The sequence below is a fragment of the Stenotrophomonas sp. Steno-C18 genome (assembly GCF_056393195.1).
In genome coordinates this window covers 165,358-182,006 of the sequence record NZ_JBWJOX010000008.1, presented here as the reverse complement: position 1 = coordinate 182,006, position 16,649 = coordinate 165,358, and the positions used below count along the sequence as shown (strand labels likewise).

At 67.3% G+C, this 16,649-nt stretch carries 18 protein-coding genes; 12 read left to right on the top strand and 6 right to left on the bottom strand.

Annotated features, from left to right (window positions below; all coding sequences use genetic code 11):
- Window positions 1-38 precede the first annotated feature (38 nt).
- Together AC06FE_RS16135 and AC06FE_RS16130 are read right to left on the bottom strand one after the other, a co-directional pair.
- On the bottom strand, window positions 39-458 hold the full coding sequence (locus AC06FE_RS16135; protein WP_478073614.1) for a hypothetical protein: 420 nt from the start codon (window positions 456-458) through the stop codon (window positions 39-41).
- A 68-nt stretch (window positions 459-526) separates the two neighbouring features.
- Window positions 527-1,627 carry a PAAR domain-containing protein gene (locus AC06FE_RS16130; RefSeq protein ID WP_478073613.1) on the bottom strand — a complete coding sequence of 367 codons (1,101 nt, stop codon included), beginning with the start codon at window positions 1,625-1,627 and terminating at the stop codon, window positions 527-529.
- Window positions 1,628-1,955: 328 nt separating this feature from the next.
- On the opposite strand from AC06FE_RS16130, the gene AC06FE_RS16125 reads away from it, so the two are divergent.
- From AC06FE_RS16125 to AC06FE_RS16100, 6 genes are all read left to right on the top strand, one after another.
- Window positions 1,956-2,753 (top strand): ABC transporter ATP-binding protein, encoded by a 798-nt coding sequence (locus AC06FE_RS16125; RefSeq protein ID WP_132864084.1) that lies wholly within the window; start codon window positions 1,956-1,958, stop codon window positions 2,751-2,753.
- Window positions 2,754-2,934: 181 nt separating this feature from the next.
- Window positions 2,935-3,684 carry an MlaE family lipid ABC transporter permease subunit gene (locus tag AC06FE_RS16120; RefSeq protein ID WP_192287207.1) on the top strand — a complete coding sequence of 250 codons (750 nt, stop codon included), beginning with the start codon at window positions 2,935-2,937 and terminating at the stop codon, window positions 3,682-3,684.
- A 91-nt stretch (window positions 3,685-3,775) separates the two neighbouring features.
- Window positions 3,776-4,303 (top strand): outer membrane lipid asymmetry maintenance protein MlaD, encoded by a 528-nt coding sequence (gene mlaD / locus AC06FE_RS16115; protein WP_132864082.1) that lies wholly within the window; start codon window positions 3,776-3,778, stop codon window positions 4,301-4,303.
- Window positions 4,300-4,968: an MlaC/ttg2D family ABC transporter substrate-binding protein gene (locus AC06FE_RS16110; RefSeq protein ID WP_132864081.1), complete on the top strand. Its 669-nt coding sequence runs from the start codon at window positions 4,300-4,302 to the stop codon at window positions 4,966-4,968. Before mlaD ends, AC06FE_RS16110 begins: the two co-directional genes overlap by 4 nt.
- Window positions 4,958-5,266 carry an STAS domain-containing protein gene (locus AC06FE_RS16105; protein WP_192287205.1) on the top strand — a complete coding sequence of 103 codons (309 nt, stop codon included), beginning with the start codon at window positions 4,958-4,960 and terminating at the stop codon, window positions 5,264-5,266. Before AC06FE_RS16110 ends, AC06FE_RS16105 begins: the two co-directional genes overlap by 11 nt.
- Before the next feature lies 1 nt (window position 5,267).
- Window positions 5,268-6,278, top strand: a complete 1,011-nt coding sequence (locus AC06FE_RS16100) for an MlaA family lipoprotein (RefSeq protein WP_478073612.1) — start codon at window positions 5,268-5,270, stop codon at window positions 6,276-6,278.
- A gap of 105 nt (window positions 6,279-6,383) precedes the next feature.
- Here AC06FE_RS16100 and AC06FE_RS16095 read toward each other — a convergent pair whose 3' ends face one another.
- The gene (locus tag AC06FE_RS16095) at window positions 6,384-6,929 is read right to left on the bottom strand and encodes a glutathione peroxidase (protein WP_478073611.1); all 546 of its coding nucleotides are present in this window, start codon (window positions 6,927-6,929) and stop codon (window positions 6,384-6,386) included.
- A gap of 123 nt (window positions 6,930-7,052) precedes the next feature.
- Window positions 7,053-8,594 (bottom strand): DNA recombination protein RmuC, encoded by a 1,542-nt coding sequence (locus AC06FE_RS16090; protein ID WP_478073610.1) that lies wholly within the window; start codon window positions 8,592-8,594, stop codon window positions 7,053-7,055.
- Between the two features lie 81 nt (window positions 8,595-8,675).
- On the opposite strand from AC06FE_RS16090, the gene AC06FE_RS16085 reads away from it, so the two are divergent.
- The 4 genes from AC06FE_RS16085 (at window position 8,676) to AC06FE_RS16070 (ending at window position 11,858) form a co-directional block, all read left to right on the top strand.
- Window positions 8,676-9,233 carry a nucleoside 2-deoxyribosyltransferase domain-containing protein gene (locus tag AC06FE_RS16085; protein ID WP_446541026.1) on the top strand — a complete coding sequence of 186 codons (558 nt, stop codon included), beginning with the start codon at window positions 8,676-8,678 and terminating at the stop codon, window positions 9,231-9,233.
- A 3-nt stretch (window positions 9,234-9,236) separates the two neighbouring features.
- Entirely contained in the window at window positions 9,237-9,860 is a 624-nt protein-coding gene (gene leuE, locus AC06FE_RS16080; protein ID WP_192287201.1) for a leucine efflux protein LeuE, read from the top strand.
- A 58-nt stretch (window positions 9,861-9,918) separates the two neighbouring features.
- On the top strand, window positions 9,919-10,275 hold the full coding sequence (locus AC06FE_RS16075; RefSeq protein WP_132864074.1) for a DUF488 domain-containing protein: 357 nt from the start codon (window positions 9,919-9,921) through the stop codon (window positions 10,273-10,275).
- A gap of 152 nt (window positions 10,276-10,427) precedes the next feature.
- The gene (locus tag AC06FE_RS16070) at window positions 10,428-11,858 is read left to right on the top strand and encodes an amino acid permease (RefSeq protein ID WP_192287200.1); all 1,431 of its coding nucleotides are present in this window, start codon (window positions 10,428-10,430) and stop codon (window positions 11,856-11,858) included.
- A 79-nt stretch (window positions 11,859-11,937) separates the two neighbouring features.
- Here the strand turns inward: AC06FE_RS16070 and AC06FE_RS16065 are convergent, their stop codons facing one another.
- Together AC06FE_RS16065 and AC06FE_RS16060 are read right to left on the bottom strand one after the other, a co-directional pair.
- Window positions 11,938-13,176: a dipeptidase gene (locus AC06FE_RS16065; RefSeq protein ID WP_478073609.1), complete on the bottom strand. Its 1,239-nt coding sequence runs from the start codon at window positions 13,174-13,176 to the stop codon at window positions 11,938-11,940.
- A gap of 169 nt (window positions 13,177-13,345) precedes the next feature.
- Entirely contained in the window at window positions 13,346-14,515 is a 1,170-nt protein-coding gene (locus AC06FE_RS16060) for a class I SAM-dependent rRNA methyltransferase (protein WP_132864071.1), read from the bottom strand.
- A gap of 281 nt (window positions 14,516-14,796) precedes the next feature.
- Between AC06FE_RS16060 and AC06FE_RS16055 the strand changes: the two genes are divergently transcribed.
- Both AC06FE_RS16055 and AC06FE_RS16050 read left to right on the top strand, forming a co-directional pair.
- Window positions 14,797-15,753: a TerC family protein gene (locus AC06FE_RS16055; RefSeq protein ID WP_132866114.1), complete on the top strand. Its 957-nt coding sequence runs from the start codon at window positions 14,797-14,799 to the stop codon at window positions 15,751-15,753.
- Window positions 15,754-15,847: 94 nt separating this feature from the next.
- On the top strand, window positions 15,848-16,630 hold the full coding sequence (locus tag AC06FE_RS16050; protein ID WP_478073608.1) for a rhomboid family intramembrane serine protease: 783 nt from the start codon (window positions 15,848-15,850) through the stop codon (window positions 16,628-16,630).
- Window positions 16,631-16,649 lie beyond the last annotated feature (19 nt).

Genomic DNA, 16,649 nt, shown 5'->3' with positions numbered 1-16,649 from the left:
TTGATCGACGCGCCGGCAGCACCCGATCCCCGATCCCATCAGCTGGAACCCACTGCCCCGACTACCCGCAGCCGGCTGCTCACCATGTCTGCGTCCTCTCCGCTCAAGCCGGGCGTCAGATTGATGGAGAATTCCAGGGAAACATCGACGGGGCGCAACGCGAATCGACTGATGTCCTGGGGCTTTACCGGAATCGAGAAGCGGATGGATTGGCCCGGGGCCAATACCTGCAACTGTTCGCGCAATGCCGCTGCAGCGAGCGTGGTTCGCAGCGACGTGGTTCTTTGCGTGTGGTTGTCATGGACCCTCACCGATGGCCCCCGCTGGCGGATGTACTCCAACGGCAGGCTCACAGGCTCGGAACCGCCGTTGCGTAGCTCCAACTCAATGTTCAGCGTTACCCCTTCGTGGAAGCGGCAATGTGCATCATCCACGCAGCGTGCATGCAGTTCGATCATTGGGTCAGGCTCCTTGTTCTGCGCTACGGCCGGAACTACGGCAATCAACATCGTGGTGAATAGCTGGGTCACTCTACGGTGCATATTATTTCCCTGCCGATCTCATGGCGCAGTAGTTCCTGTACCTCGCGTGCAATGTTCCAGGCATGGCGTGGCTTGATTGCGTTGCAATCCTCCGCGTTCATGATCGTTGCATCTGGATCCGATAATTCCCGCGAATCTGGCTTGGCCACAAGCGTTTCAGGGTCGAAGCTACCGTCTGGCTTTATGTAACGGACGGTTTCTTCGTCCGGATCATTGTACGAATACTCATCTGGAAGACCGATGCAATGCGCAAACTCATGCGCAAAGGTCCATACGGTGGTACTGACGGAAACATCAATATCCGGGTAGCTCACCTGCTCGCGTTCATATCTGCGGTGAATGAACAACATGTAGTCGCCACCCCCATCCACCCAACGGACCTCGTAGCGGATCGGACGTTTCCGGCTGCCGCACTCAGGATCCCTGATCCCCAACACGAGCTTTCCGTTCCAGTAGCGCGAGATCCCTTCGGCCATACGCTGTTTGACGCTCGCCACTTCAGCCGCCGTGATACCTGGCATCGGCACCACTTTCACCTCGATGGAGACCACGATATCGGCCTGTGTCTTCAGTGGCACCTCGATCCGGTAGCTGACGGGGAAGGAATAGTTGTGTCTTTCACCCGTACTGGCATAGGCCTCGTAGTAGCGGCCATCAATATCACCACTGATCCGCACGTCGTGGTCCTGGACCCAACAGCCCGGATCCGACGCCTCCTCGGTGGGAGCATCAGAAGGCGCTACGGGGCTCGGTGACGACGCAATCACATTACTGGCCCGTTTCGGCGCTGTTGCAACGACAGCACTCCCGACATAGCCGCCATGATTGACATGCACCAATGGCTGCTTCCCGGCCAGCAGTACGCACCCACAGCTGGCCTTGTCCCCATTCCGTGCGACGGCCTGCCCGTCGATCAGGAGCGTGGGGTCACCGGTCACGATGGCGCCGGCGCCATGCCGGGTGCACAGGACCTTGTCGCCGACTCGCGCCACCGCGCGGCCGTCGATATCGGTGTGCGGCGAGCCGGACAGCACCGCGCCTCCGCGCTGCAGGGCATCGCCAACCACGATGAGCATCCGTGACATCGCCGCTCGGCCTCCCTGGCCGATCCTTCAGGGAAATCAGCGGCGGACCTTAGTGCAGGGATGCGGCGGGATGATCAGGGGCGGCGAGGTTGGCCCGGGATCACTGGCATGACAACGCGCGGGGCTGGCAACAGGGCAGTTCCACTTGCCGCGCGGCCCGGCGACCCCGTACGGATTGGGCCAACCGGCGGACACTGTGTTGCTGCTCCCGGGACTGCTCATCACCCATGGTTCGCCCGGCAGATGCGACAATACTGCACGGACCAGTTCGCTTTTGTTCAGCCGCGTCTGATAATCCTACAACGTTGTTTTTCCGTTAAAGGCCACCATGCCCTCGAACCCGCCACCCTTGGTGCAGTTGTCCAACGTACGCATCGACCGCGGCGGGCGCACGATCCTGCGCGACGTCTCGCTGCAGGTGCCGCGCGGCAGCATCACCGCGGTGCTGGGTCCGTCGGGCAGCGGCAAGTCGACGATGCTGGCGGCGCTGACCGGCGAGCTGCGTCCGGTAAGTGGCAACGTGCAGCTGTTCGGCCAGGACATCCCGCACGGCAACCGCGCCCTGCTGGAGATGCGCAAGAACGTCGGCGTGCTGCTGCAGGGCAACGGCCTGCTGACCGACCTGAGCGTGGCCGAGAACGTAGCGCTGCCGCTGCGCGCGCATACCCGGCTGCCGGAACCGGTGCTGCGCCGACTGGTGCAGATGAAGCTGCACGCAGTGGGCCTGCTGGCCGCTGCCGATGCCTGGCCGCGTGAGTTGTCCGGCGGCATGGCACGGCGCGTGGCGCTGGCCCGCGCGTTGGCACTGGACCCGCCGCTGATGATCTACGACGAGCCGCTGACCGGGCTGGACCCGATCGCCTCGGGCGTGATCATGAGCCTGATCCAGCGCCTCAACGACAGCCTCGGCCTGACCAGCATCATCGTCAGCCACCACGTCCACGAGACCCTGCCGATCAGCGACCAGGCGGTGGTGATCGCCAACGGCGGCATCGTGTTCTCCGGTACGCCGGACGAACTGCAGGCCAGCCAGGACCCGCTGGTGCGCCAGTTCCTGCACGGCCAGCCGGACGGCCCGATCCCGTTCGATGCGCCGGCGCGCAACTACGGGCTGGAGAACGCGTGATGGTGCCGATGCACGAAATGCGTGATTCCTGCCCCCTCACCCGCATGGCGGGAGAGGGTTGGGGAGAGGGCGCTTCTGCGCGCAAGACGGCCCCCCTCCGCCCTTCGGGCACCTCCCCCGGCAAGCGGGAGGAGGACAACAGCGGCTTCTGCACCTCCAACACTTCAGGAGTCGCTCTCTGATGCCCTTCGCCTCCTCCATCCGCTCGCTCGGCCGCGCCGGCCTGTTCTCGCTGACGGTGCTGCGCGGCTCGCTGCCGACCCGCGACTTCCTGGCCGAGCTGACCCGCGAGATCTACAAGATCGGTGCGCGTTCGCTGCCGATCATTGCCGTTGGTGGCGCCTTCGTCGGCCTGGTGCTGACCCTGCAGGGCTACCGCACGCTGACCACCTTCGGTGCCTCCGACGCGCTGTCCACGCTGCTGGGCCTGTCGCTGTACCGCGAACTGGCACCGGTGCTGACCGCGCTGCTGTTCATCGGCCGCGCCGGCAGCTCGATCGCCGCCGAACTGGGCCTGATGCGTGCCACCGACCAGATCAAGGCGCTGGAGCTGATGGCCATCGACCCGGTCGCCAAGGCGGTGGCGCCGCGCTTCTGGGCGGCGGTGCTGACCGTGCCGCTGCTGACCGGCGTGTTCTGCTCGCTGGCCATCACCGGTGGCTACTTCGAGGCGGTGCATGTGCTGGGCCAGGACAACGGCACGTTCTGGTCGGGGCTGCGTGGCAGCGTCGACTTCTGGGATGACTTCGCCGTGGCCCTGCTCAAGTCGGCGATCTTCGGCGGCACCGCGGCGCTGGTGGCGGCCTACGTCGGCTTCCACGCCGAGCCGACCATCGAAGGCACCTCGGTGGCGACCACCCGCGCGGTGGTCAACGCCTCGCTGCTGGTGCTGATGTTCAATTTCGTGCTGTCGGCACTGCTCTTCCAGTAATACCCCACGCCCCGCGCCGGTCGCGTGGGAACAGAACCCGAACGGCTTCGCCGCGGCGAAGCACCAGATGGATCAGGAGTGAGATAACAACATGGCCATCCGTGGACCCAGACTCGAATTTTCCGTCGGCGCCTTCCTGCTGCTGGCCCTGGCCTCGCTGCTGGTGCTTGCCGTGGCATCGACCAACCAGCGCTTCGGCGTGGGCGGCGGTGACTATGTGCTCAAGGCCCGCTTCACCCAGATCGGCCAGCTGCGCAAGCAGGCGCCAGTGAAGGTCGGCGGCGTGACCATCGGCCAAGTGGCTGATATTCAGCTCGACCCGGTTAAATACGACTCCATCGTCACCCTGGCCCTGGACGGCAAGTTCAAGGATCTGCCCGCCGATACCTCGGCAGGCATCTTCACCAGTGGCCTGCTGGGCGAAAGCTACATCGGCCTGCAGCCCGGTGGAGACCCGGAACCACTCAAGTCCGGTGACGAGATCGTCTTCACCCAGCCGGCGGTGGACCTGATCCAGCTGGTTGGCAAGTACATGTTCAGCGGTGGCGGCAATGCCGCCGGCGCCGAGACCCACGAAACCCCCGGCGCAGACGCGCCCGCAATGGAACCGCAACCATGAACGTGAAACTGCTCGGCGCCGTGCTTGCTTCGGCCCTGCTGGCCTCCACCCCGGCACTGGTCAGCGCGCAGGCGCGCCCGGCCGCCACCGCGGCCCAGCCGTCGCCGGCCGCACGCACCGTGCTGGATTCCAGCACCCGCATCATCGACACGCTGCAGTCCCGCCGCAGCGAGTTCCGCAGCAACCCGGCCGCCCTGCGCAGCTTCATCGACGGCGAGCTCAGCCGTGGCTTCGACCGCGACTACGCCGCCCGCCTGGTGCTGGGCGTGCACGGCCGCGGCGCGTCGGACGAGGACGTGAAGCTGTTCGCCGACGCCATGGCCGACAACCTGATGTCGCGCTACGGCTCGACCCTGCTCGACATCCAGGGCAAGCCGAGCTTCCGTTACAAGGGCGAAACCGCGCTGCCGGGCAACCGCGGCGTCAAGGTGACCACCGAACTGGTGCGCTCGGGCAGCGAGCCGACCCCGGTGGAGTACCTGATGCGCAACGTCGGCGGCCAGTGGAAGATCTTCGACGTGATGATCGAAGGCATCTCCTACGTGCAGACCTTCAAGAACCAGTTCGACGCCCCGCTGCGCCAGAAGTCGATCCGTCAGGTGGCCACCGAGCTGCGCAGCGGCAGCATCCAGGCCAACGCCGGCCCGGCTCCCCGTGGCAAGTAATGCCAGCGCCCGCATCGAGGGCGACACCCTGCACCTGGCAGGCGTGCTCGACCGCGCTGCGGTAACGGCGCTGTGGCCGCAGCTGGCGCGCGTGCCGGGCACGTTGCGCCAGCTCGACCTGCAGCTGCTGGAACGTGTCGACAGCGCCGGGTTGGCCGTGCTGGGCGAGCTCGCCGCACGCCTGCACGCGCATGGGCCAGTGCAGGTCCTCGGTGCACCGGCAGGGCTGGACGAACTGCGGGCAGCCTACCGGCTGTCCCCGTCACTCGATTTCAATGCGACCGCAGCAGGAAGCTGACATGAGCATCATCCGCACCCTCCCCCTCCTTGCCTGCGTCGTGCTGCTGGCCGCCTGTGCCGGCAAGCCTGCACGCGACAGCGCGCCGGCCTCCCGCCTGGTCGAACCGTCGCAGGCCATCGAACAGCCCGTGGCGACCAATGACGTGCCGGCGGCGGCGGAAACCCCCGCCGTCGACACCGACACCTCCGGGCACGACACGCCGCCGGCCGCGGCCAGTGCGGGCACCGCCAGCGAAGAGGTGGCCCCCACCGCCGCCGAGGACGACTTCGCTGCGCTGTACGGCGGCCCGTCGCCCAGCACCGGCGCGGAGGAAGCCACCGGCGCGCCGCCGTCCTACGACCCGTGGGAGAAGTACAACCGTGGCGTGCACCGCTTCAACAATGCCGTCGACCGCAGCGTCGCCCGCCCGCTGGCCACCGCCTACACCAAGGTGGTGCCGCAGTTCGCGCGTACCGGCGTGACCAACTTCTTCAGCAACCTGCGCTCGCCGCTGACCATGGTCAACCAGCTGCTGCAGGGCCATGCCGATGACGCCTGGGACACGCTGGGCCGCTTCCTGATGAACAGCACCTTCGGCATCGGCGGCCTGTTCGACCCGGCCAGCAAGGCGATGGTGCCCAAGCGCAGCGAGGACTTCGGCCAGACCCTGGGCACCTGGGGCTGGCGCCAGTCGCGCTACGTGGAACTTCCGTTCTTCGGCCCGCGCACGGTGCGTGACGTGTTTGGCCTGGCCGGCGACATGCCGCTCTCGCCGATCCGCCAGATCGAGATGGACAAGGTCCGCATCGGCCTGCAGGGCCTGCAGCTGGTCGACACGCGTGCCCAGCTGATGGCGGTGGACTCGCTGCGTGACACCGCGGTCGACGAATACGCCCTGACCCGCGATGCATGGCTGCAGCGCCGCACGTACCAGATCGAGCGCGACCTGCGCCACAACCGCGGTGACGACGATGACGACCCGACCACGATCCCGGTCGATGCGATGCCGATGCCCGATTGGGGCAATTGATCGCCGGTGATGCCGCAAAAGAAAAAGCCCGGGGAAACCCGGGCTTTTTCGTGCCGCTGGAACCCGTTACGCAGCAGGGCCGGGAGGCGATCCCGGCCCCGCGCATCACGCCGCCAGGGCGGTATCGATGGCCGCCAGCAGCGCCGCGTTGTCAGCCGGGGTATCCGGCGAGAAACGGGCGACGACACTGCCGTCCTTGCCGATCACGAACTTCTCGAAGTTCCACAGGATCGCCGGCGCGGCGTTGGTCGGGATGTCCAGGCTGGCCAGCTTCTCGCGCAGCGGGCCATCACCGGTGGCAACCGGCTGGGCCGCGGTCAGCTGCTGGTACAGCGGGTGGATGTCGACGCCGGCCACGCTGATCTTGGAGAACATCGGGAAGCTGACGTCGTAGGTGAGCGCGCAGAACTGCTTGATCTCGTCCTCGCTGCCCGGCTCCTGGCCGTTGAAGTTGTTGGCCGGGAAACCCAGCACTTCCAGGCCGTCACCCTTCTTCTGGCGGTACAGCTTTTCCAGGCCTTCGTACTGCGGGGTGAGGCCGCACTTGGAGGCGGTGTTGACCACCAGCAGCACCTTGCCGCGGTAGTCGCCCAGCGTGGCCGGTGCGCCATCGATGGTGGTCAGCGCGGTGTCATACACGGAAGCAGTCATTGCGGTTTCCTGCGGGGGGTTGGGGAGGGCAAGCATAGCGGGCGTGGATGGCGCTGGCACGACCTCGGGGTGCCCGTTACGCGCTGTTCCAGTGATGCCGGTAATGCCCGGCGTCGCCTGCGATCAGGTTTCGTCGGCACCCGTGTCTTCGGCCTCATCCTCGCCGCCGAGATCGCCCAGCAGCGCCTGCGCGGCGTCGGCCGACAGCGATTCCACGCCGCGCAGCTTGCGCTCGATGGTGCGGGTCTTGCGGCTGGCATCGCCCAGGCTCTTGCCGACCGTGTTGATCTGCTTCTCGGCCTTCTCCAGGATGCCGGCGAACTTGCCGAACTCGCCCTTGACCGCACCCAGCAGGCTCCACACTTCGGAAGAACGCTGCTCGATGGCCAGCGTGCGGAAGCCCATCTGCAGGCTGTTGAGCAGCGCGGTGACCGTGGTCGGGCCGGCGATCACCACGCGGTGCTCGCGCTGCAGCGCGTCGACCAGGCCCGGCCGGCGGATGGTTTCGGCATACAGGCCTTCGGTCGGCAGGAACATCACCGCGAAGTCGGTGGTGTGCGGCGGCACGATGTACTTCTCGCTGATCGACCTGGCCTGCACGCGGATGGCGCGTTCGAGCTGGTTGCCGCTGCCGCGTACCGCCTCCAGGTCACCGGCTTCCTGCGCATCGAGCAGGCGTTCGTAGTCCTCGCGCGGGAACTTGGAGTCGATCGGCAGCCATACCGGCGCCTGGTCGTCGCCGCGCCCGGGCAGGCGCACCGCGAAGTCGACCATCTCGCCGCTGTCCGGGCGCACCTTCACCCCGCGCGCGTACTGCTCGGCGGTCAGGGTCTGCTCCAGGATGTTGTCCAGCTGCACTTCACCCCAGCCGCCGCGGTTCTTGACGTTGCTCAGCACGCGCTTGAGGTCGCCCACGCCGGTGGCCAGCTGCTGCATCTCGCCGAGCCCGCGCTGCACCTGCTCCAGCCGCTCGGACACCAGCTTGAAGGACGAATCCAGGCGCGTGTTGAGCGTGCTCTGCAACTTCTCGTCCACGGTCTGGCGCATCTGCTCGAGCCGGGTGGCGTTGTCGCCCTGCAGGTCCTTCAGGCGCGCTTCCAGCGTCTGCCGCATCTCGTTGATGCCGGTCTCGTTGCGCTGGGTCAGCTCGACCAGCCGCTGGCCGAGCAGTTCACCGAAGCGCTGCTGCAGCTGCACGCCTTCCTCGCGGCCCTTGCGGGTGTCTTCGACCAGCGCCTGCTGCAGGCCGGCCAGCTGGCGCGCGAACACGTCCATGCGCCCCTGCTGCTGTTGGCCGAAGGCATCAAGCTGGTCGCGCACTTCCTGCAGGCGTGCGCCGAGCAGCTGCGCCAGCTGCTGCTGCAGCACGTTGTTTTCCTCGCGGCCCTTGCGTGCGTCGTCGTTGAGGCTGTCGCGCAGCAGGTCCAGGCGCTGGTCGGTGCGGGTGGACAGGTCGGTGAGGTTGCGGCCGAAGCCGTCCATGCGCGCGTCCTGCTGGCGGGTCATCGCCTCCAGCTGCTCGCGCAGTTCGCCGCGGCCGATGCGTTGCTCCTCGCGCAGCGCATTCTCCAGCGTGGCATTGTCGGCGCGGCGGAACAGCAGCACCAGCTGCAGCACGAGGACGACCAGCACCAGGGCCGCCAGGATCAGGGTTTCGGTTTGCATGCATGCAAGTGTAGCCCCGTCGATCTCACCGCCTGCGCCGCATCTGCGATCATGTAGGCCCCCCTGCACCACCCATTTCCCATGAAGCCGTCGCTTTCCCTGCTGCTCGGCCTGGCCTGCCTGGCGCCCTTGCCGGTACCGGCCGCGCCCTCGCAGACCGTCACCTCGCCCCACGCACTGCCCGCCCACGACACCCGTCCCAAGGTGTTCCTGGCCGGCAGCATCGAGATGGGCAAGGCCGGCGACTGGCAGCAGCAGGTGCAGCAGGCACTGGCCGACGAAGGCGTGCTGATGCTCAACCCGCGCCGCGCCGACTGGAACCCGGCCTGGCGCCCGGAAGCGGATGAACCCGAGTTCCGCCGCCAGGTGGAATGGGAGCTGGCCGCGCTGGAACAGGCCGACATCGTGCTGATGTACTTCACGCCGGGCACGCAGAGCCCGATCACGCTGCTGGAGTTCGGGCTGTACGCGCGCTCGGGCAAGCTGCTGGTCGCCGCACCGGCCGGCTTCTGGCGCAAGGGCAACCTGGACATCACCGGTGACCGCTACGGCGTGCCGCGCCATGACGACCTGCCGGCGCTGATCACCGCGGTGAAGCAGCGCCTGGCCGCACAGCGCGCGGCCCAGCCCGGGACCTGAGCCATGCCGTGGATGGGCATCAACGACGTCGGCACCTTCGTGGTGGCGGTGATCCTGTTCCTGATGCTGCCCGGCCCGGGCACCTTCACCCTGCTCACCGCCACCGCGCGCGGCGGCGTGCGCGCCGGCTACGCGACGCTGGGCGGGTTGATGCTGGGTGACCAGATCCTGATCGCCATCGCCGCCACCGGCGTGGCCGCGTTGCTGCAGGCACACCCGGCGCTGTTCGCCGGCCTGCGCTACCTCGGTGCGGGTTACCTGATCTGGGTGGGCGTGCAGCTGCTGCGTGAACCGGCCGCCGGCAGCAATGGCAGCGACGCGGTCCAGCACGGCCGGCGCTGGTTCCGGCAGGCCTTGCTGGTCGGCGTGCTCAACCCCAAGGCCATCCTGTTCTACATGGCCTTCTTCCCGCTGTTCATCGACCCGGCGCGGCAACGTGGCGCGCTGACCCTGGCGACCATGGCGGTGCTGATCGCCGTGCTGAGCATCGGCTGGTGCTCGGTGCTGATCTTTGGCGGGCAATTCATCGCCCGGCGCCTGGCCGGGTATCCACGGGTCGGGGTCTGGCTGCGCCGCGCGGTCGGCGTGTGCCTGATGGTGTTCGGCGTGCGGCTGGGCCTGGAATAGGAGCCGCTGCGCCAGAGCGGTACGATCAGCCGATAACCCTGGCTGTGCGAGGCGGGCAATGAAGATCTCCTGCAAACGGGCCTATGAGGCCGCCAGCGCCGACGACGGCCAGCGCTTCCTGGTCGACCGCCTGTGGCCGCGCGGCGTCAGCCGCGAGAAGCTGCAGGCCACCTGGCTGAAGGACGTGGCCCCGAGCACCGCATTGCGCCAGTGGTTCGACCACCAGCCCGAGCGCTGGGAGGCGTTCGAGCACCGTTATGCCGCGGAACTGGCCGGTTCCCCGCAACACCTGAAACCGCTGCGCGACGCCCTCGACGCCGGCCCGGTCACGCTGGTCTACGGCGCGCGCGACACCCGGTACAACCAGGCCGTGGCGCTGCGGGATTACCTGCTCGCCCACCCTCGCCATTCATGATCAGCGCGCGGCCCCGGTTTTGTGCCGGTTCCGGCAGCGATGCCAATGGCAATCGCCAAAGCCCGCTGAAACCGCGCATCTTTCTGGCTTTGCTGCACTGCATTCGGCGACACTCGCCGACTTCCTGAATCACCACGAACCGTGAGGTCCGCATGCAGTCCTGGCTCCGGCGCAAGCCCATCGACCAGCTCACCGAACACGAAGAAGGCCGCCGCCTGATCCCCTCGCTGAGCTGGCCCCACCTGGTCGCACTGGGCATTGGCGCCATCGTCGGTACCGGCATCTACACGCTGATCGGCGTGGGCGCGGACAAGGCCGGCCCCGCGGTGCTGCTGTCCTTCATCATCGCCGGCGTGATCTGCGCCTGCGCGGCGCTGGCCTATGCCGAGCTGTCGACGATGATGCCGGCCGCCGGCAGTGCCTATACCTACAGCTACAGCGCGCTGGGCGAGACCATCGCCTGGGTGGTGGGCTGGAGCCTGATCCTGGAGTACTCGCTGGTGGTCAGCACCGTGGCGGTGGGCTGGTCGGGCTACTTCGTCGGCTTCCTGGAGTGGCTGCACACCTCCTTCGGCTGGAACGTGATGCTGCCGCAGGCGCTGGCCGCCGGCCCGCACGCCGGTGGCGTGATCAACCTGCCGGCCATCGTCATCACCTTCCTGGTGGCCGGCATGCTGATGCTGGGCACGCGCGAGAGCGCCACGGTCAACGCGGTGCTGGTGGTGCTGAAGCTGATCGCGCTGGCGGTGTTCGTGGCCGTCGCGCTGCCGGCCTTCAACGCCGAGAACCTGCAGCCGTTCATGCCTTACGGCTTCCCCAAGTCGGTCAGCGCCGACGGCGTGGAGCGCGGCGTGATGGCGGCCGCGGCGATCATCTTCTTCGCCTTCTACGGCTTCGACGCGATCTCCACCGCCGCCGAGGAGACCAAGAACCCCAAGCGCGACCTGTCCATCGGCATCATCGGCTCGATGGTCGGCTGCACGATCATCTACCTGCTGGTGGCCGCTGCCGCGGTCGGCGCGATGAGCTACACGGTGTTCGGCAAGAGCGCCGAGCCGCTGGCATTGATCATGCGCGAACTGGGCCACGGCACCGCCGCGCTGGTGATCGGCATCGTCGCCATCATCGCCCTGCCGACCGTGCTGCTGGCCTTCTTCTACGGGCAGAGCCGCATCTTCTTCGTGATGTCGCGCGATGGCCTGCTGCCGCGCGGCCTGTCCAAGGTCAACCAGCGCACCGGCACGCCGGTGGTCATCACCCTGTTCACCGCCGTGCTGGTCGCCGCCCTGGCCGGCGTGGCGCGCCTGGACGAGATCGCCGCCCTGGCCAACGCCGGCACCCTGGCCGCGTTCACCGCAGTGGGCCTGTGCCTGCTGGTGCTGCGCAAGCGCGAGGCCGGCCGCGAGCGCAAGTTCCGCGCGCCGCTGGCGTGGATCGTCGGCCCGGTCGCCATCCTGGGCTGCATCTACCTGTTCTTCAGCCTGCCCACCCGCACCCAGCTGTGGTTCCTGGCATGGAACGCACTGGGCCTGGTGGTCTACGCGGTGTACAGCCGCCGCAATGCGGTGCTGGGCAAGCGGTAATCCACCGCTCCATGTGGATGACACAAGGCGGGCTTCGGCCCGCCTTGTGTTTGTGGGATTACATCCCCGCCTACCTGCGTTACCGAGCCTGCCTGGCCGCGTAGTCCTGCGCCTGGCGCATCACCCGCAGCACGTTGCCGCTCCAGATGTTGGCGATCTGCGCCTCGCTCAGGCCACGGCGCTGCAACCATGCGGTGATCTTGGGTAGGTCGGCGGCGTCTTCCATGCCGATCACGCCACCACCGCCATCCCAGTCCATGCCGATGCCCACGTGGTCCGGCCCGACCACGTCCAGCATGTGGCCCAGGTGCTGGAAGAAGTCATCCAGCGTCGCCTTGCGGCGTGGGTACTTCTGGTCCAGCTCGGCCATCGCCCGGGCCAGTTCCACGCCCTTGGTCATGCTCATGTCGTCCCAGCCCCCCAGGCGCTTGCCGAGTTCTTCCTCGGCCTGCTTGCGCTCGGCGGTCTTGGTCTCGTCGATCAGGTAGCCGCCATAGGCATTGGCCTGGATCACGCCCCCCTTGGCGGCGAGCTGGCGCAGGCGCGCGTCGTCGAGGTTGCGCGGGTGGTCAAACACCGCCTTGGCCGAGCTATGCGACAGGATGAACGGCACCGGCATCATCTCGATGAGGTTGTCGAACACCGCATCGGACGCGTGCGACTGGTCGATCACGATGCCCAGCTTCACCGCCTCGTTGACCAGCGCCTTGCCGGCCGGGCTCAGCCCCTTCCACTCCGCGCCCTTGGGGTCGGTGGCCGAATCGGCGAACTCGTTGTTGGCGAAATGCACGGTCGACATCAACCGCAGGCCGGCCTTGTAGTAGAAGCTGAGCAGCGAGGGGTCGGCCACCAGCGGGCTGCCGTTCTCCATGCTGATGTAGACCACGCGCTTGCCGGCGGCCTTGATCCGCGCCGCGTCATCGGCGCTCAGCGCCAGCTGGAACTTGTCCGGGTTGGCGGCCAGCATCTCGTGGATCTGCAGCATGCGCTGCAGGCCATGGTCGCGTTCGGTGGTGTGCGCGGCCGGGGTGCGGTCGCCCTGGTCGGTGTAGATGGCGAAGAAGCCGCCATCGAGCGCGCCTTCGACCATGCGCGGGTAGTCCACCTGCGACAGCGCGTTGTGGTCGTGGCGCTGCATGATGTTGAAGTCCGCCCGGGCGAAGTTGGCCGGGGTATCCAGGTGCGAGTCCAGGGTCAGCAGGCGGCGCTGCAGTTCGCTGGCCTTGGCCAGTTCGGCCTGACTGAACTCCACGGCCGAGGCCGCCAGCGGGAAGCACAGCGACAGGGATACCAACAGGGACAGGGGACGCAGCGTCATGAGGCCTCACCAGGGGTGGAAAGGCCCGACCTTAGCCCCGCCTACCGGCCACGGCCAGTGACGGACGGCATGGGCGCGCCGGACACCCGCCGCGCGCGATCCGCCCCCTCCCTTTGGCGCAGCCAAGGGGAGGGCTGGGGAGGGGTAAGGCCCTCCCGCTAATCCCGGATCAATCCACCACGCGGCAGAACACCGCCTTGAGGTAGCGCGATTCCTGCACGTGCGCCATGAACGGATGGTCCGGGCCGGCACCGGCCACCTTCAGGATCTGGATGGTGCGGCCGGAATAGAACGCGGCGCGGCGCAGCATGTCCAGGAACTGGTCCTCGGCCACCAGGCCGGTGCAGGAGAACGTGGCGAACAGGCCACCGGGCTTGACCACGCCCAGCGCCAGCTTGTTCATGTCCAGGTACTTCTTCAGCGCATTGATGACCTGGTCGCGGTCGCGGGTCATCTTGGCCGGGTCCAGGATCACCACGTCGTACTGCTCGCCGCGGTTGGCCGCATCACGCAGCCACGGGAAGATGTCGGCCTGCACGAACCGCGGCTTGGCGTTGTTCAGGCGTGCATTGCCCTTGGCGATCTGGATCACGTCCTGGTCGATGTCCACGCCCAGCACGTCGCTGGCGCCGCGCGCGGCAGCGTACACGGCGAAGCCACCGGTGTTGCAGCACAGGTCCAGCACGCTCTTGCCTTCCACCTGCTGGCTCAGCCACTCGCGGTTCTCGCGCTGGTCGGCGAAGAAACCGGTCTTGTGCGCGCCGGCCGGGTCGGCACGGAACTTGATGCCGTACTCGGTGATGACCGCTGGTTCGGTGGTGGTGTTGCCGTGGAAGTCGAAGCTTTCCTGCTTCTGCACGTGCTCGTCGGCGAAGCTGTGGAAACGGCAACCCGGGAACTGTTCGCGCAGCGCTTCGTAGATCCACTCGCGGTGGCGGAACATGCCGGCGGCGAAGAACTCGACCACAATCAGGTCGTCGTAGCGGTCCACCACCAGCCCGGACAGGCCATCGCCCTCGCTGTGCACCACGCGCCAGGCATTGGAGACCTGGTCCAGCTTGAGCACGTCACGGCGCAGCGACACCGCCTCGGCGATCTTGCGGCTGAACCAGGCCTGGTCCACCGCCACCTCCGGATGGGTTTCCAGAATGCGCACGGCGATCCGCGAATGACCGTTGTAGAAGCCCCGGCCAATCCACTCACCGTCCACGCCGACCACGTCGACGATGGTGCCGGACTTCGGCTTGACGGTCGGCTTCTCGACCAGTTTCTGGAAAATCCACGGGTGGCTGGAGCGCCACGCGTTCTTCAGGCGTACGACGGGGAGTGGGGTATTCATGCCGCTATTGTAGCCGCGCCGGGGGCCGCTCCCGCGGTGCTCTCATTGACTGTGCGGGGCGCAGCCGGCAGTATTCAGCCCCAGAAGGGGAGTAGCTCCCAGACGTTGTCGCCGTCAGTTCGAGCCGCAAGGCTCCGGTGCAACGGCAGTTCCGGCCTCCGGTACTGTGAGCAAGACCTTCGCCGCATTGGCGAAGCTCTGTCCCCGGTCTCCCCGATTCCGTGTCCAGCTCTTGGCCTGTGTGGTTCCGAGAACCCTTTTAACGACCGGAATTTCCCATGATCCAGACAATCGGTAATCCCTGGCTTTGGGGCGGCTTCATCGCCGTCGTCATCGCCGCCCTGTTGATCGACCTGGTGCTGATGCGCCACGGCGGCCCGCACAAGGTCACCTTCAAGGAGGCCCTGCTGTGGTCCATCGGCTGGGTGGCGTTGGCCCTGGCCTTCAATGCCGGCCTCTGGTACTACCTGAACGAGACCGCCGGCACCGCGGTGGCCAACGAGATCGGCCTGCAGTTCCTGACCGGCTACCTGATCGAGAAGGCGCTGGCGGTCGACAACATCTTCGTGTTCCTGCTGATCATGGGCTACTTCGCGGTGCCCGAGACCCAGCGCCAGCGCGTGCTGATCATCGGTATCCTCGGCGCCATCGCGCTGCGCACGGTGATGATCTTCGCCGGCACCGTGCTGGTGAACCAGTTCCACTGGCTGCTCTACGTGTTCGGCGCGTTCCTGCTGTTCACCGGCTGGAAGATGTGGTTCGCCGCGGGCCAGGAGCCCAGCCTGGATGACAACCCGGCGCTGAAGTTCATGCGCAAGCACCTGCGCATCAGCCACGAGTACAACGGCAACCGGCTGGTCGCCGAGAAGGACGGCGTGCGCTGGTTCACCCCGATGTTCGTGGTGCTGATCCTGATCGCGGTCACCGACGTGATCTTCGCGGTGGACTCGATCCCGGCCATCTTCGCCATCACCACCGACCCGTTCATCGTGCTGACCTCGAACGTGTTCGCGGTGCTGGGCCTGCGCGCGATGTTCTTCCTGCTGGCCGGCATGGCCGACCGCTTCCACCTGCTGCCGTACGGCCTGGCGGTGATCCTGGCGTTCATCGGCGCCAAGATGCTGCTGATCGACCTGTACAAGATCCCGGTGCCGGTGTCGCTGGGCGTGGTCGCCGCGATCCTGGTCACCACCATGGTCCTGAGCCTGAAGATCCCGCCGAAGCAGAAGCACGGCTGATCCACCGCCGCCAACGGGACTGTCCCGTTGGCGGCACAGCGGTTCCCATGCCCGTCCCCCTTGCAAACCGGGGACCCGCCGCAATCCCAATGACATGGATACGCCAAACGTCCCCGCCACCGGCGCCTCGCCGGCCAATGACCGCAGCGACCGCAACCGGGTGCTGCGCGCCTTCAACCTGAGCCTGGGCTTCGTGCTGCTGCTGGTGGCCGTGTTCGCCGTGCAGAGCAGCGGCTGGGACTGGCGCGCCTGGTCGGTGGCGCCCCTGGAAGCCAAGGGCCTGTGGGGCCTGCTGGGCGCCCCGCTGCTGCATGGCTCGATCGAGCACCTCGGTGCCAATGCGGTGGCCCTGCTGATCCTCGGCACGCTGGCCGGCAGCGTCTACCCCAAGGCCACCGTACGCGCGCTGCCGCTGCTGTGGGGGGGTTCCGGGTTGGGTGCCTGGTTGCTGGGCGAGCCCGGCAGCCATCACCTCGGTGCCAGCGGCGTGACCCACGGCCTGATGTTCCTGGTGTTCGTGCTGGGCCTGCTGCGCCGCGACCGGCCGGCCATCGCCGCCGGCATGATCGCCTTCCTGTTCTACGGCAGCATGCTGATCACCATCCTGCCGCATGAGCCGGGCGTGTCCTGGCAATCGCACATGGGCGGTGCCGCCGCCGGCGTCATCGCCGCGCTGATGTTCCGCCACGCCGACCCGATGGCCCCCCGCAAGCGCTACAGCTGGGAAGACGAGGAGGAAGACGAGGTGCTGGCCGACGCCGATGAGCTCGAGCCACCGTCCCCGCGGCAGGTACCGGTGTTGTGGCAGCCTCGCGAGGGCCGCGACTACGAAGTGGTGGTGCCGCTGCGCCGGCGCGACCCGAACGACCCCGCGTAAGTGCGGCCCGGGCCGTCAG